The organism is Paenibacillus sp. S28 (genome assembly GCF_016624415.1).
In the GTDB taxonomy this organism is placed as follows: Bacteria; Bacillota; Bacilli; order Paenibacillales; family Paenibacillaceae; genus Paenibacillus_AQ; species Paenibacillus_AQ favisporus.
Window position 1 is genome coordinate 233,943 of the sequence record NZ_JACVTM010000007.1, and the last position, 14,801, is coordinate 248,743.

11 protein-coding genes are annotated in these 14,801 nt (G+C 46.5%); 3 read left to right on the top strand and 8 right to left on the bottom strand.

Annotated elements, in window-relative coordinates:
• Window positions 1-179 precede the first annotated feature (179 nt).
• Both IAE55_RS18790 and IAE55_RS18795 read right to left on the bottom strand, forming a co-directional pair.
• Entirely contained in the window at window positions 180-1,334 is a 1,155-nt protein-coding gene (locus IAE55_RS18790) for a GntR family transcriptional regulator (RefSeq protein WP_200633528.1), read from the bottom strand.
• A gap of 369 nt (window positions 1,335-1,703) precedes the next feature.
• Entirely contained in the window at window positions 1,704-2,711 is a 1,008-nt protein-coding gene (locus IAE55_RS18795) for an oxidoreductase (RefSeq protein WP_105442666.1), read from the bottom strand.
• Between the two features lie 214 nt (window positions 2,712-2,925).
• On the opposite strand from IAE55_RS18795, the gene IAE55_RS18800 reads away from it, so the two are divergent.
• Window positions 2,926-3,483 carry a TetR/AcrR family transcriptional regulator gene (locus tag IAE55_RS18800; protein ID WP_105442665.1) on the top strand — a complete coding sequence of 186 codons (558 nt, stop codon included), beginning with the start codon at window positions 2,926-2,928 and terminating at the stop codon, window positions 3,481-3,483.
• Window positions 3,484-4,046: 563 nt separating this feature from the next.
• Window positions 4,047-4,796 (top strand): MBL fold metallo-hydrolase, encoded by a 750-nt coding sequence (locus IAE55_RS18805; RefSeq protein ID WP_145163638.1) that lies wholly within the window; start codon window positions 4,047-4,049, stop codon window positions 4,794-4,796.
• A 257-nt stretch (window positions 4,797-5,053) separates the two neighbouring features.
• Here IAE55_RS18805 and IAE55_RS18810 read toward each other — a convergent pair whose 3' ends face one another.
• Complete coding sequence (locus tag IAE55_RS18810; RefSeq protein WP_145163636.1) at window positions 5,054-5,779, bottom strand: stalk domain-containing protein; 726 nt, start codon at window positions 5,777-5,779, stop codon at window positions 5,054-5,056.
• Between the two features lie 365 nt (window positions 5,780-6,144).
• Here IAE55_RS18810 and IAE55_RS18815 point away from each other — a divergent pair, with 365 nt between their 5' ends.
• Entirely contained in the window at window positions 6,145-7,110 is a 966-nt protein-coding gene (locus IAE55_RS18815) for an aldo/keto reductase (RefSeq protein WP_200633529.1), read from the top strand.
• A 186-nt stretch (window positions 7,111-7,296) separates the two neighbouring features.
• Here the strand turns inward: IAE55_RS18815 and IAE55_RS18820 are convergent, their stop codons facing one another.
• The 5 genes from IAE55_RS18820 to IAE55_RS18840 all read right to left on the bottom strand — a co-directional run bounded on the left by IAE55_RS18820 (window position 7,297) and on the right by IAE55_RS18840 (window position 14,518).
• Complete coding sequence (locus tag IAE55_RS18820) at window positions 7,297-8,448, bottom strand: enolase C-terminal domain-like protein (protein WP_200633530.1); 1,152 nt, start codon at window positions 8,446-8,448, stop codon at window positions 7,297-7,299.
• Window positions 8,449-8,536: 88 nt separating this feature from the next.
• On the bottom strand, window positions 8,537-10,903 hold the full coding sequence (locus IAE55_RS18825) for an AraC family transcriptional regulator (RefSeq protein WP_200633531.1): 2,367 nt from the start codon (window positions 10,901-10,903) through the stop codon (window positions 8,537-8,539).
• 94 nt (window positions 10,904-10,997) lie between these two features.
• Entirely contained in the window at window positions 10,998-11,879 is an 882-nt protein-coding gene (locus tag IAE55_RS18830; protein WP_200633532.1) for a carbohydrate ABC transporter permease, read from the bottom strand.
• Window positions 11,880-11,892: 13 nt separating this feature from the next.
• Window positions 11,893-12,855 carry an ABC transporter permease gene (locus IAE55_RS18835; RefSeq protein ID WP_200633533.1) on the bottom strand — a complete coding sequence of 321 codons (963 nt, stop codon included), beginning with the start codon at window positions 12,853-12,855 and terminating at the stop codon, window positions 11,893-11,895.
• A gap of 70 nt (window positions 12,856-12,925) precedes the next feature.
• Entirely contained in the window at window positions 12,926-14,518 is a 1,593-nt protein-coding gene (locus tag IAE55_RS18840) for an extracellular solute-binding protein (protein ID WP_200633534.1), read from the bottom strand.
• Window positions 14,519-14,801: the final 283 nt, after the last annotated feature.

The window sequence follows — 14,801 nt, forward strand, 5'->3', positions numbered from 1 at the left end:
CGTATCAGGCTTTATATCGCATGGATTTCACACATTCCGGTCTCACTTTTGCGCAAGGCATATCGCACGGTTTCCCCCTCCTTTATTGCAAGCGGTTTCATTTGTATGATTCAAATATATTCAATATGGAGTAGGATTCATTCCATAATTTCTTCATTCGCATAAAAGTTATCTTCAGGTCAGAAAAAAAGAGATGTTCCCGTCGTCTCGCCAATCACCAATTCCGGCTCCACGAGGGTCTTAATGTATTTTCCGGGTTGGCCGTCATCACTGTTTATGACCTCAAGCAGCGTGTTTGCCGCCCGGTAGCCCATATCTCGTTCAAACTGTTTAACATGCGTGAATGTGCTGTATCCTTCGATGATGGAAGTCGGATCGTCAAAACTGATGATGGATATGTCCTCAGGCACCTTCAAACCGGCTTGACGTGCCATCTGATGTATTTTCACGCCAAGACTCCCGTTTAGCGTAATATAGGCTGTTGCCATTCGATTTTGGATATATCGGTACAGTGGATGTGCTTCAGCTTGCTCAAGACTTCCGATTTCAAAACCGGTTACGATGTGGGCCGGGTTAATGAGGGATCCCTTTTCCTTTAAGGCATTCATATATCCGTCGATCCGCTCTTGAACGGTAACGGTTTGTATAGGCGAATCAGAGCATATGGCGATTTCACGGTGCCCCAGATCCCATAAGTAATTGACGGCCAGGTTAGCGCCAAGCCTACCGTCTGATGCGATATAATGAGTTTCCACCCCTGGAAGGTAACGGTCGATGAGAACAAACGGAAATCCCGCAAATTTCATGCTTAATATTTCTTCATTGAATAATTCCTCGTCAACCGGGAAAATCAGCAGCCCTTCCACACCAATTTTACTGCATGTCTGGATCGCCTCTTTTTCCTTCTCAATGCTGCCCTCCGATAAATAGATCACGAAACGGTAATCGTTTTCATTTAGTGCTTGCTGAATCCCCTGGACAAGTCTAATGGTAAAATAATCATAAATGCTGGGCATAATCAGACCGATCAGCCTCGTCTGCATTTCTCCGCTGGTTTGATTGGTTTGCTTTTCTGCACTTTTAGAAGATGTCGTCGGAATTTCATATTCCGGATCGCTTACAAAGGACCCCTTACCGGGCACCCTTGTAATGATTCGTTCATTAACCAAACCGGACAAGGCATGCACGACAGTAATTTTGCTTACTCCGAAACGCTCCATAAGTTCCTTTTCCGTAGGGATACGGTCTCCAACCTTCAATACCTGGGACGTGATCAAATCACGTATATACTCTTGAACCATCTGATACAAAGGTATTCTGTCCGCTGAGTTCATCCGAATCACCACATTTCATATCAATATATTCAATATATAAAATACGAAAGATGCAAGTGGTTTATTCCATGTCCTTTCTTTGTTCGTCCTAATAAATAACGGGACAGCACAGATTGGGTTCTGGACTGTCCCGTTATTTGTTTAATTAATGATATATAAAATCCAACAGTCAGGCTTCTATATTAACGCGTTTGCTGAAACAGTGGCGGCCCGATAATCAGTGTGTCATTCTGCTCGGCAGTCCCCCAATTTCCCCGAGTGAATGTTGGCCGATTTCTCACAAGAAATCGTCAATACCCCCAGGTGCGAAAGTAAAAAGAATACGCGCCATTTCGGATTAGAAAGAGTGTTTTACCGCCTTAGCCTTATTTATAGTGCAAACGTTAAACCGATCAACTGTTCACTAAGGCTCCAGAGTCGGTCGGCCGCCTTGGGATCCACCGCATATGGCATCACGCCGGAGTCCGTTAATGTCGAATTGTTGTCCAAATGAAATTCATTCTCTGCATCCTGTCCCAGAGGGGCAACATCGCAGTTCTCGCAATAGACGCCGCCCATATTGTCAAGCTGTGGGCTCGTCGCACACCATACACTGGTAGCAGCCCCTTGCCCTACCGTCTTGAGATTTTTCGCCGGATCGAGGACCGGCTGTCCATTCTCGTCGATGACGCCAGACGCATGAAGTTCCTCCCTCGAAAGATGCTTTTCGAGACCGGTACCAACGATGCTGCCTGGATGAAGGGAAAAGGAGCGGACGCCGTTGGCCTGGCCGCGTTGGTCCAGTGCAACCGCGAATAGAATGTTAGCTGTCTTCGACTGACCATAGGCCGCCCAGCGGTCATACTCACGTTGTTCGAAGTTGGGATCATCGAACACGACAGGCGAAAAGTGATGCCCCCAGGACGAGACGGAAACCACGCGTGCGCCGTTCGCTTTGCGCAGCGCGGGCCAAAGCCGGGCTACAAGCTGGAAATGGCCCAGATGGTTCGTCGCGAATTGCGATTCATATCCTCGCGAGTCGCGTTTCATGGGAGATGCCATAATGCCTGCGCTGTTTACCAGAATGTGCAGCGGCTGGCCGGAAGCAAGAAACTTCTCTGCAAAGGCATCGATTGAGGCAGGGTCCAGCAAGTCCATCATTTCAATTTCAATACCGTCAATGCCCGCAAGCGCGGCCGCGGCTTTGTTGCGGTCACGCGTCGGCACGATAACCTTGGCTCCAGCAGAACTTAGCACACGCGCGGTTTCAAGACCGAGCCCGGAATAGCCGCCCGTAACGATGGCGATTTTGCCGGACAGGTCGATACCCTTGATGACATCTTCTGCTGTCGAGGAAGCTCCAAACCCGGAACCGATGGGTGCCTGCTTAGTTGTCATATAAAAGATCTCCTTTTTAAATGCTCAAATTTTATAAAGCTGAAAGTTTATTTGAAGAATCCGAAAATGTTCCAATGCATAAGGTTCGTTTTTTTAGGCTGTTTTTATCATAGAAGCTATCCCCTTATTTGATATTTAGACGAAAAACGTAATTTGTCTATTCGTACATTCTATACAACTAGACATTGTTTGTAAAGTGTATAATAATAAATTTATGGACGACAAAAAGAAGCTTCATATACTATCCGTTGCATTGGACGTTTTCTTCAAGTATGGCTATAAGCGAGTGTCAATGAACGAAATAGCGGAAGCCGCCGGTATTTCGCGTGCGAGTCTCTATCTTTATTTTAAGAACAAGGAGGAAGTTTTTAACGCGAGCATTCTACTGTACGGCGACAATCTCATCGAAGAAATAATGGAAGGTCTCCCTTCAAAACAAACGCCTGAAGAGAAAATGTTATACGCGTTTGAAGTGTGGTCTATAAACAATTTCGATCAATCATTGAACTCGCCGGAAGTAAAAGAAGTGACCGACAGCTCTTTCTCGTTCGCTCAGGAGGCACTCGATGCGAGCTACAGCAAGCTAGAAGTCATTCTGACCTCTATTTTGGAATCGCGATCGAAATCCAACGGCAGCCCAAGCAGCCTATCTTCAGAGAAATTGGCGCATCTTTTAACAAGCGCATTGCGCGGGTTTAAATTAGTCGCGAGAGACTCCTCCGAACTTCGACAAATGATTGAAGATTTGCTCCGGGTTATTCTTATCTCTTAGAGAGGAATATGGCTCGTCTCTTCAGGGAAAGCAGACTATAGCAACGAATCGCAAAACTCTGCGTAAATTGAAGTGTGCCGACGAAAATGGACTAAGTTGAAGTCACTTATTAAAATGAAACTAAGGCTGCCAGCTACTGGCAGCCTTTTCATTTTAGAAATGTGTGGTGTATTGTTGGAGGACCTTTATTCTTGGCGTTACTTAATTCCAAACAAATCCTTGCATAGTCTTTTCAAATTAGAGCATAACTAAATTAATTGAGCAGGAAATCGTAGGAATTGTACATTCGGATAGCCGCGACGAAGAATATCGGCCATTAATAATAAGAACGAACCGATCGAGCAAATTGATCTGTATGGCGAAGAAATTCCGGATGTAAACAGAACCGTTCTGAGCGCTTGGGGAAAACTTGTATCTGGCGTGTGACCATTGCTATAGTCGGGGACCTGGCATACCCGAAAAAATATGTTCATGGAGCAGTAAAGAACGAAAATTGAGAAAAGTGGTTGCAAACTAATAACAATATTTAAAACTAACGATACCTATTGTAGGGAGACACGAACATGAGATTGACAAAAAATAACGGCCTCTACCAGCTCACGTTTATGATGCCAAATTTTTTCCCAGTGAGCTGTTATTTCGTCGAAGAGGAAGACGGATTAACGCTGATCGATACCGCTCTGCCGTATAGCGTGAAAGGCATCATGAACACGGCGGCTCAAATCGGCAAGCCGATTACCCGAATCGTGCTGACCCATGCGCATAACGACCATATCGGAGCTTTGGATGGACTGAAATCCATGCTTCCTGACTCGCAGGTTTATATTTCGGAAAGGGATGCGAGATTGCTGAAAGGAGATGCAACACTGGAGCCGCAGGAGCATCAGACGCCGATCAAAGGCAGGGTTCCGAAGCCAGGCAAAATCATGACGAAGCCCGATGTGCTGCTGCGCGATGACGACAGAATCGGATCGCTGGCCGCCTTTTCCTCCCCAGGTCACACGCCAGGCTCGATGTCATTTCTGGATAAGCGAAGCGGCGCACTGATCGCGGGCGATGCGTTTCAGTCTAAAGGCGGCCTGGCAGTATCGGGCCGGATGAAACTATTGTTCCCATTTCCAGCTATGGCAACCTGGAGCAAGGAAACGTCGGTTAGCTCCGCGCGCAAGCTGCTGGAGTTGAACCCTACGCTGTTGGCGGTCGGCCACGGACCGATGCTGGAACGTCCACAGCAAGCTATTGCCCATGTAATTGCGGATGCCGAGAAGGCGCTGCGCGGGAGCGCGGGCAAAGGAAGTCGCAGCCATGCCTAGAGCTGGTTTTGATGAGACAGCGGTACTTATAAGCAAAATATTCTCCTCCTAATACCGATTTGTTTTCAAGAAGAGCTGACGATCAGAGTTTTTATCGAATGATTTGTAATCCTCTATTCTTTCAAGTTAGCCCTAGTCTTTGTAACCTCCCCTACACAAAAAAACAGGCTTCCGATGATTTCGGAAGTCTGTTTCATAATCGATCTGCTGATTTTAAGGTATAGCGAAATCGATAACCAACATGAATTAAGGATGTATTATTTCAATTTAGCGACGGATACAGCAACCTTCTCCAGCTGTGCGTTTGAGAGGGAATGATCCTGCGAGTAGAGAGTAACAAACCGGTCGTCGAGTTTAAAAGTCAACATCGCGGTATCGCTTGGTGTATACCATTTAGCCTGCACCCCATTGGAGAGCGTGACGTTTTTACCATCATATTCGAAAGAGTAGTCCCGCGGCGATACCTCTACGCTCATGTGGTTAAACGTAAACTTGACCGAATCGCCACCCGCAGCTACATTCTGGAGACTATCATTTTTCGGCGCCTGCATTGGCGCATAAGCCGTTGTAAAGCCGTCGAATTTCGCAAATTCTCTCTTAATCGCCTGAATTTGAGAAGTCGAATACGTGACAGCCACAAAATCGGCTCCTGTATGGTTTCCTGTGTTCCCATTGTTAGGTGCAGAAGGTGTACCAATGGTGATGACACCGGTATGGCTATTATAATCAACCGATGCCTTCAATGCCTCAGACAAGGCACGAACCGGAAGATACGTCGAGTCGTTGTATACGATTGGAGCCAATTTGTTCCCATTTCCATCCGTCGGTACATACGTTTTTCCGTCGATTTTAAAACTGATATTGTGCTTGAGGTAGGCGGAAATTTTCTCCAAGTTGCTACCGGCGTAGACGCCTGCCGCTCCGGAAACGGTCATTCCTACGACAAGTGCAGCCATAATGGTTCCTTTTACACGATTTTTCATGATTATTCTCTCCCTTGTTGTTTTATTGCCGAAGCAAACGCTATGTCTTACCTTGGTTGAACTCAAACCTTCTTCATATCCCCGTTTATCTTGTTTAAGGCGGGTGTTCCTTATGTATCTAACTATAGAGCGACTTTATCTCCAAACTATCTCCGAATTGTATCCGACTTGTAAACATTTTTGGTCGAAAGCACGAGGTACAAAATTGAATAGAATCGATATCCCGGAAATTTTTTCAAGGGATTTAACAACAATTTTATATGTCAATTTTGACACATGTTCAGGTGTTTTAAGGTATAATTCTTCTGTACGAACCGCAAATTGCACATCAGTCCTAATTTTACGAAGGAGCGGTGAAAGAAATAATGAAATATTCGTATTTAGGAAAGTCAGGATTAAAGGTCAGCCGACTGTGTCTGGGCACGATGAATTTCGGTTGGAATACGGAAGAGAAGGATGCTTTTCGCATTATGGATGCTGCGCTTGATGCGGGCATCAATTTCTTTGACATGGCCAACCAATACGCGTTGGGCCGAACCGAGGAGATTATCGGCAATTGGTTCAAACAAGGTGGAGGTCGCCGTGAGCGCATTGTGCTGGCAACGAAAGTTTACAATGATATGCATGACGACAACGACGGTCCGAACCGTGAGGCCGGTTTGTCTGCATATAAAATCCGCCGCCATCTTGAAGGCTCGCTGCGCCGTCTACAAACAGACCATATCGAGCTGTACCAAATGCACCATATCGACCGGAACGTAAGCTGGGCCGAACTGTGGAACGCATTCGAAATCGCTGCTGACCAAGGCAAAATCGGGTACGTCGGATCGAGCAACTTCGCTGGCTGGGATATCGCGGTTGCTCAGAGCGAAGCTAAAGGTCGCGGTATGCTTGGCCTTATATCCGAACAGCATAAGTATAATTTATTATGCCGCCTTCCGGAGCTTGAAGTGCTGCCCGCATCGCAAAGCCTCGGGCTTGGTGTCTTACCGTGGAGCCCGCTGGACGGCGGGCTGCTTGCTGGCAATGCGCTGCGCGGCGACTCAGGCAAACGCAGTGGTGATACCGCACGGCTGGACAAGCACCGGTCGCAGCTCGAAGCATTCGCCAAGTTGTGCGATGAGCTCGGAGAAAGAGAAGACGTCGTCGCCCTCGCCTGGCTGCTCTCCAACCCGGCAGTGACCGCGCCGATTACCGGCGTGCGCACAATGGAGCAGTTCGATCGCACGCTGCGTGCAGTTGAGTTGGAGCTCGACGAGGCGACGCTGAAGCGTCTCGACGAAATCTTCCCGGGTCCTGGCGGCGAGGCGCCGCAGGCTTATGCGTGGTAATTTTTAGTTAAATAATAATGAATTGTTAACGGCAGCCGTCAATTACTAGAGTGGCTGCCGCTAACTTATAATACTCATGTACCCGTGGTTTCATAAATCAAGAGGTCACAAGAGAACATAAAAAGGCCGCCAATCGGCAGCCTCCTTGATATCCATTATTAAAATATTCTCTGCTTATTATCGGCTTTAAAGGGACCATCCGGATTGCTTGATCAGATTGGTGACAAGCTCATCGTCGAAGACGATTCCGAAACCGGGGGTCGCCGGAATATGAATCTCTCCGTTTTCGATTCGATAGCCTGATACATCCATGCCTTCAATGGTAATGTCGTCATATTCCACAAATTCGAAATTTTGCACCGCTGCTGACAAATGCCCCGACGCGTAAATCCCGTAAGCATTGCCGTAACAATGAGGCGCGGACCGCAAACCATGGGCATCCAGCTTTTCACCTAATTCCATCCAATGTGTGAAGCCCGGCGAGATGATATCGTACTGCAGCACATCGACACATCCGCGAATCGCCCACTCCACGAGATGCGGTGAGGCTAGCCCTTCCCCGTCTGCGATAAGTACATTCTGCCCGCGTTGCCGGAGCCATTCCTTCAGGTCCTCGTACAAGGCTTCATCCTCATGGAACGCTTCTTCCAGCCAATACAGGTTCACATCCGTCAAAGCCGCCAATACTTCTTTGGTTATGTTCAAATTATAGGCATTATTTGCATCGATCATAATTTTGCCTGTGGGACCCGCCACTTCTGCAATCCCCCGTACGATCGCAATATCCCGTTTCGTCCCTTCCCAAAGCGGCATATGGCGTCCGCCTCGGCCAACCTTAATCTTAAAATGACGCTGGCCCTTCGCAAACCCTTGTGTCGCTTCTTCTTGCATCAATACGACGGCTGCCTTCTCATCGGAAAGATGCAAATCGTCGAAGTATAGAGAGGTGTCATAACACGGGACAACGAATGGGACTCCCCTTTCCAAGTTGGCACCCGATACCAAGTCATATACTGGTTTGCCTTGTCTCTGTCCTAACCAATCTAACACCGGATATTCCAATGGCAAGCGATACGCTTCGTGCAGTCTGCCCCTGTCATCAAATAAGTCAAGCAATCTGCGGCCTATGATGCCTTCGGCCCACTCCGGCGTCATATGTATCGAACTGCCGTAACCCGTTTGTCCATCGATCGTAATTCTGGCGATATCGACTGTACAGCTTTTGCCATGAATGCCGATTCTGCCATTGGCCCCGGCGCTTCTGGATCGTTCTCCCCTTAACTTGGCGAATTCGATTTTTTCCACGATCCAATCCGATTGTATACCCGTAATATTCATAAGATCCCCCTCCTTCATCAACTCGGCGGTTTCATTTCTCAATGATTCAAATAATTGACACATTAAAGAACTATACGCGGTTAGCAGCCTAGGGTATTCGTCTGTCACATTTCGTCATACTCTCTCTATATTTACCGGGTGTAATCCCTTCGACTTTCTTAAACACTCTAATGAAAACGCTGTCACTTGTATAGCCGACCATCTTGGCGATCTGTGCGTTGGTCAGCCCAGGATCCGCCATCAGTTTCTTTGCGTGATCCATCCGTACGACTGTCAGGTAGTCGTTTAAGTTCTGCCCACTTACCCTTTTAAAAAATTGTGAGATATATTGCGGTGTGATTTGCAAATGCTCAGACAATAAATTCAGGCTCATGTTGGGATCGGCGTAATTCGCTTGAATACAAGCCTGTATTTGCATAAGGAGCTGTTCACTGTGGTCACTCCGTTCCAATTTGAATGATTCGGCAGCCGATAAATACAGGTCCTTCGCTTTTTCAAACATCTCATCGGTTGTTTTACAGGAGAGCAGGAAACGTACAGGATGTATGTCGCCCTCTGTAAGCCTACGGTATGCCGGTGTATCCGAAGTCATGATACGCAGCAGGGTACTGGCGAGACTGAATAAAAGGCATCTCCCCAGCTCAGGAGTGATAGATTCGTCGCTAAAATTCATATCGAACAGCTGTTTAAGCAGAAGGACAACCTGCTCTTTGTCACCGCTTCGAACACAATTGATTAACTGCAGCTCGGTTTCGACGGGGTAATAATATTGCAGCTTTTGCTGGCGGATATCTTGATAATAAAAGATCGACAGCTGCCCATTTACCATCCTGTACTCCAAGGCGGCAGCCGCCTCCAAATAGGCTTCTCCAATCTGATGCTGCCCCTCATGAACTCCGCTTATGGCTATACTGATCTCCAGCTTGAATCGGGTCTCCAAAATGCGGTGCAATTCGGTGACGATGTCCTTAACCCGGCAAGCCGGATGCCCCAACTGATCAGGCAACAGATTGACGAGCAGGGCAAGCCGGTTTTTCTCCAGGTCTATGGTATGTATCGTATGCAAGTCGTAGATAGAATCTTCAGCCAAATTGGAGATAATAAATCGGACCAATGCCCATTGTTTTTCACTTTGGTTCGGTGCGAACCGGGTCAAGTCGTTCACTTGAACGAGAATGACGGCAAAATGAGGAAACGGAAACTGGATACCCATAAATTCCAGCGATTGTTTCATCTGCTCTGGAGGCTCATAATAGCCTTGAAGCACACGATGCAAATAATTTGAACGAAGCAAGGGCAGCTGCTGGGTAAGCTTGTTCTTAATACTTCTCTCCTCGTCCCAGGAAACCTTCATCATTTCCATGATGTAGTCAAATTCATCACCAGCCGCTTTCCGGGGATGGAACTTTCCGGCCGGTATCGCCTCTACAATTCTTTTGATTGGAAAATAATTTCTATATGTGATTCCATACGCTGCTGCGCTCCCTACAAGGATGCATAACAAGAGAAGCCACAGCGCAAGATGCTCCATTTGTTTTAATTTATGCAGATATATATTCAATGGCATCACATCAATATAGTACCATCCGACTTGTTCCGAGGTGGTGAATGATACCATCACATCTTGTCCGTTCAGATTGGTATTGAGTAGACCGGTATTCGACTTAAGTTCGTTCAATATGGATTTTGATAAAGGGCTGGCACCGGGTGTACTGCTGATGAGTTCATGATTTTGGTCCACGATATAAACGGAGCTCCCGTTTGCGGACTCGATTTTTCGTGTCATTTCGTGAATTTTGGCTTCATCGATCAGAACGACAAGGCTCCCTTTAATCGTGGAGGTGTCTTCGACAGGCAACGATTGCATAAAGGTAATTACTTTCATAGGGTCATTCTTCAGGCTGCTGTTTCGCTGTAAGGTTGCAGCCGGCAGGTAAGTTTGACTATGGTAACTGATCATCTGTTTACGCCATTCTTTATAGGTAAGATGATCAAAGCTATAATATTTATCGTAAAAGCTGTGCGAATCGGTCACGAGGTTCGGTTTGATCACAGAATCACTTCGGTCCAAAAAAATATAGAAATCGTAAACAAAATTGTTGGTCATGTGGGAGTACATTTTTAAATAGTCTCTTGAAAACTGTACCAGATGATATCGTTCGGATAAGTTTTTGCTCTGCGTATCCAATAAATAACGCAGCTTAGGATTAAGTATCATTTGATTGGATAAATGTTCAATATCTTTAAGATTGCTGTCTATATTAAGACGCATTTGCTCCAGCATGCCAAGATTAGAACGTTCCGCATTTGCTTTCATGATATGTTCAAACTGGGTATAGAAAACAAACCAGATGATGATGGGAAGCAGGAGCAGCAGACAATTGGATACGAGCATTCTGATGAATAGGCTTCTTCTTTTGCTTCCGGCATTCTTTTTTCGGATGAATGAAAACATTGCGATCCTCCTAGTATAGAAAAGCTTGCTCACTCCCTATAATTCGGGAAGAGCAAGCTTACTCCCTTCGTTGGATGACCGATTCGTGTGACGATCATTCTTTTAACGCACCGATCAGGACACCGTGCACAAAATACTTTTGCAGAAACGGATACAGACATAATATCGGAAGTGTGGAAATGATAATTGTCGCATACTTGATCGTGATTCCGATGTCTAACCGGTCTGAGGCCGCTGCATCGGTCGTCATGCTGTCCGTACTGTTCGAGATCAGAATTTCACGGAGAACCAGCTGTAGGGGAAATAACTCCCGGTCACGCAAATAAATCAATGCGCTAAAGTACGAATTCCAATGTCCGACGGCATACCACAAAATCATGACGGCTATAACGGGCATCGAGAGAGGAACAATGATCCGGCTCATGATGGTCCAGTCATTCGCTCCGTCGATCCGCGCGGATTCCTCCAGACTTATGGGTACCGCTTGAAATGCGGTTCGCATAATGATCAAATTAAATGAACTGACAGCCCCAGGCAAGAGAAGTGCCCAAGGCGTATCCAGCATACCGAGACTGTTCACCAGCAGAAACGATGGTATGAGCCCCCCATTGAACACCATCGTGATCACGATCATGAACATGATGGAATTGCTGAAATAGACGTTGCGGCGAGAAAGGGCATAGGCTCCAAGTGTTGTCATGAATAAGTTGATGGCTGTACCGCCAGCAACATAAAAAATCGTGTTTCGGTAACCGGTCAGGATCATCGGATTATCCATTACGGCTTTATATGCCTCCAAGTTAAATCCTTTAGGGTAAAACAGCATGCCGCGAAATCGGGCCATTTCTGTAGGATCGCTCAAAGAGGCGAACAATACGTAAAGGAACGGGTAAAGCGTGACGAAGCAAAGCAGAGTCATGAAGCACGTGTTGACGCCGGAAAATATCCATTCACCCAGGCTGCGTTTGTGAAGCATACCGTTTCTCCTTTTACCATAATTTATGTTCACTCACTCGTTTGCTAATGGAATTGGCGAGTACGATCAGAATGAAGCTGATGACCGAATTGAACAGCCCCACGGCAGCGGTATAACCGAAATCGGCTCCAAGAATACCTTTTCTGTATACATAGGTGGAAATGACATCGGCCGTCTCATAGGTTATCGGATTGTACATGAGGATAATTTTCTCGCTCCCGACGGAAAGCATGGATCCAATATTGAGGATGAACATGATCACAATGGTTGGCATAATTCCGGTTAAGGTAATATGCAAGGTCTGTTTCCATCGTCCTGCTCCGTCGATCCGGGCCGCATCATAAAGTGTCGGGTCGATATTGGCAATGGATGCGAGATAGATGATCGAGCCCCATCCGATTCCCTGCCAGATACCCGAGGAAATGTACATGAACCGAAACCATTCCGGCTCCTGCATGAAAGCAATCGGTTGAAGTCCAATCATGAGGAGAAGGTTATTCACCAGGCCGTCTCGGGCAAAGAAATCGATCATCATCCCTACCACAACGACGATGGAGATAAAGTGCGGGAGGTAACTTATCGTCTGTACGATCCGTTTAAAAAAGCCCTTCCGAATTTCATTAAGCAATAACGCAAGGATAATCGAAGCGGGAAATGCGAACAGCAATTCATAAATATTGATCAACAAGGTGTTCCGAATCAGTCTCCAAAAATAGTAATTTCCAAAAAAGCTTTTAAAATGATCGAGACCAACCCACGGACTTCCCCAAATGCCGTCTGCAAGCCCGTAATCTTTAAAAGCAATTTGCAGACCATACATCGGTCCGTAATGAAAAACGATATAGTAGGCAATGACAGGCAGCAGTATAAGATAAATGTAGCGATTTCGGATTATGTCCCTTTTAATGATGCTCCATTTCGTGTCTGCCCGGTTCCCCGCTACCGTCGTCACCATATTTCCCTGTACATTTGGCATGGCTTACTCCTTCTTTGAACACGGGAGAACGGCAAGCCGCAAGCTTTCCGCCTCCAGTTTAGTAGGCTTTTTAGCGGTTGTTGTAGCGTTCCAATCCGGATTGCTGCATTTTGATCGCATCGTCGAGCCCCATGCTTTTCAGGGTAGCGACATACTCATCGAACTTATTTAGCGATTCTGCGCCCATAATAAACTTAACGATCATTTCATTTTTGTAGGTGTCAACATCGTTCATGATCGAGGCATATCGGCTGTTGTCTTCCCTGGCGATAGTAATCGGAGGCATTCTCTTTTCATTCGAAGGTTCTGCCCAGACGGTTAAAGCCTCTTGCTGCTCCGGTCTGGCCGCATATTGCTCCATGTAGCGTACATCCTGCAAAAACGGACCGGCATCAGCGGACAAGACATGCTGTTTAAGGGATTGCGCAAGCGGCAATCCATCCGGATTGTTCATGACCGAGTCCGTATACTTCGGATAACCGTTCTCCATCGTATAGGAGACGCCTTCTTTACCGAAGTTCATGATCATTCGTCCTTCTTCACTATAGAAGTAATCGAGGAATTTTACAGTTTCTGCTACGTGCTTGTTGCTTCCGGTAATAGCCGTGAATATGCCTACAATTTGATTGTCCATTTGACCGAATATCGGTTTATCGCCGGTCTTCAATGTCGGATAAGGTGTGGCAGCAAGCTTGAATTGCGGTTCCTTGGACTCCATTAAATCCATAAATCTGCCCAAGCCACCGCCTACTGCCATCACAGCCGCACCGACCTGATTGCCGGTCATTTTGGCATCGTACATTTTGCTGTCATTGGCCGCAAAGTCTTTATCCAGCAAGCCCTCATTGTACCAACGGTTCATGGTGGTAAGGTATTCCTTATATTCGGGTTGAACGGGGCCATATTTAACCGTATTTCCTTCGTGATAGAAGCCGTTCGGGATTCCAAAAACACCAGTAAAAGCAAGCTCGCCTGCTCCGATCATGATCGGAATTTCATCGGCCTTTCCGTTGCCGTTGGGATCTTGCTCCTTAAACGCTTTCAAAACGGTGTACCATTCGTCGATCGTTTTAGGAATAGGCAAACCCAACTTGTCCAGCCAATCTTTACGTATAACCGGACCGTCGTGGGTTTGCAGTTTTCTGACGGGACGGATGAACGGGAAGCCGATAATATCACCATTATCTGTCGATGCCTGCCTTCTCCATTCCGGGTTCTCGTCCAGCAGCTTTTTGAAGTTAGGCGCATCATCCAAATAGTCGTTTAATGGAATGATTTTACCATCCTGAATCGCTTTTTGAGCGCCTCCCGGATAATTATTCCACGAAAACTCCACGACATCCGGCAGCGATTTCGAGGCCATCATCAAGTTGAATTGTTCACCACCTTGGCCTTGGGCCGGGTGTTGATAATCGATGGTGACACCGGTGTTCTTTTCGATTTCTTTAATAGCGGTAATCTCTCCATAGCTTTTCATAATGGCGGCTGCGTCCTTATGCATCTCTTTCCAATACGATAAGTGGCTCAAAGGTTCGGTTGTCTCTGCGGATTTCGTACTCCCCTTTGCGTTCTCCTCACTGCTGCAGCCGGCCATCGCTATGGCGGCTAGCCCCAAACATAAAACGGGTGCAAGCTTATTGATTATTTTCCTGCTCATCTGCATAAATCGTAGCTCCTCCTCAATTTTAGATGTGCTTTTGCCATATTCAGCATAAAGGATGGTGGTTTCTCCCGAAATCGTACAAAATCACAAAAGGTTTGCCGTTATTAAGATCGACTACTTGCGAAAATAAAACTGAATCGACCATATTAATGAATATAGACGAAAACGCGTTGGTTTCCTTCTCTTTCTTCGGTTGCGTAACCTATTGTTGTCGTCGGATTTGACAGGAACATCTATCGTTAGAATATAAAAAGCCGCAGGTGTGCGGCTTTTTGCTGTGGTT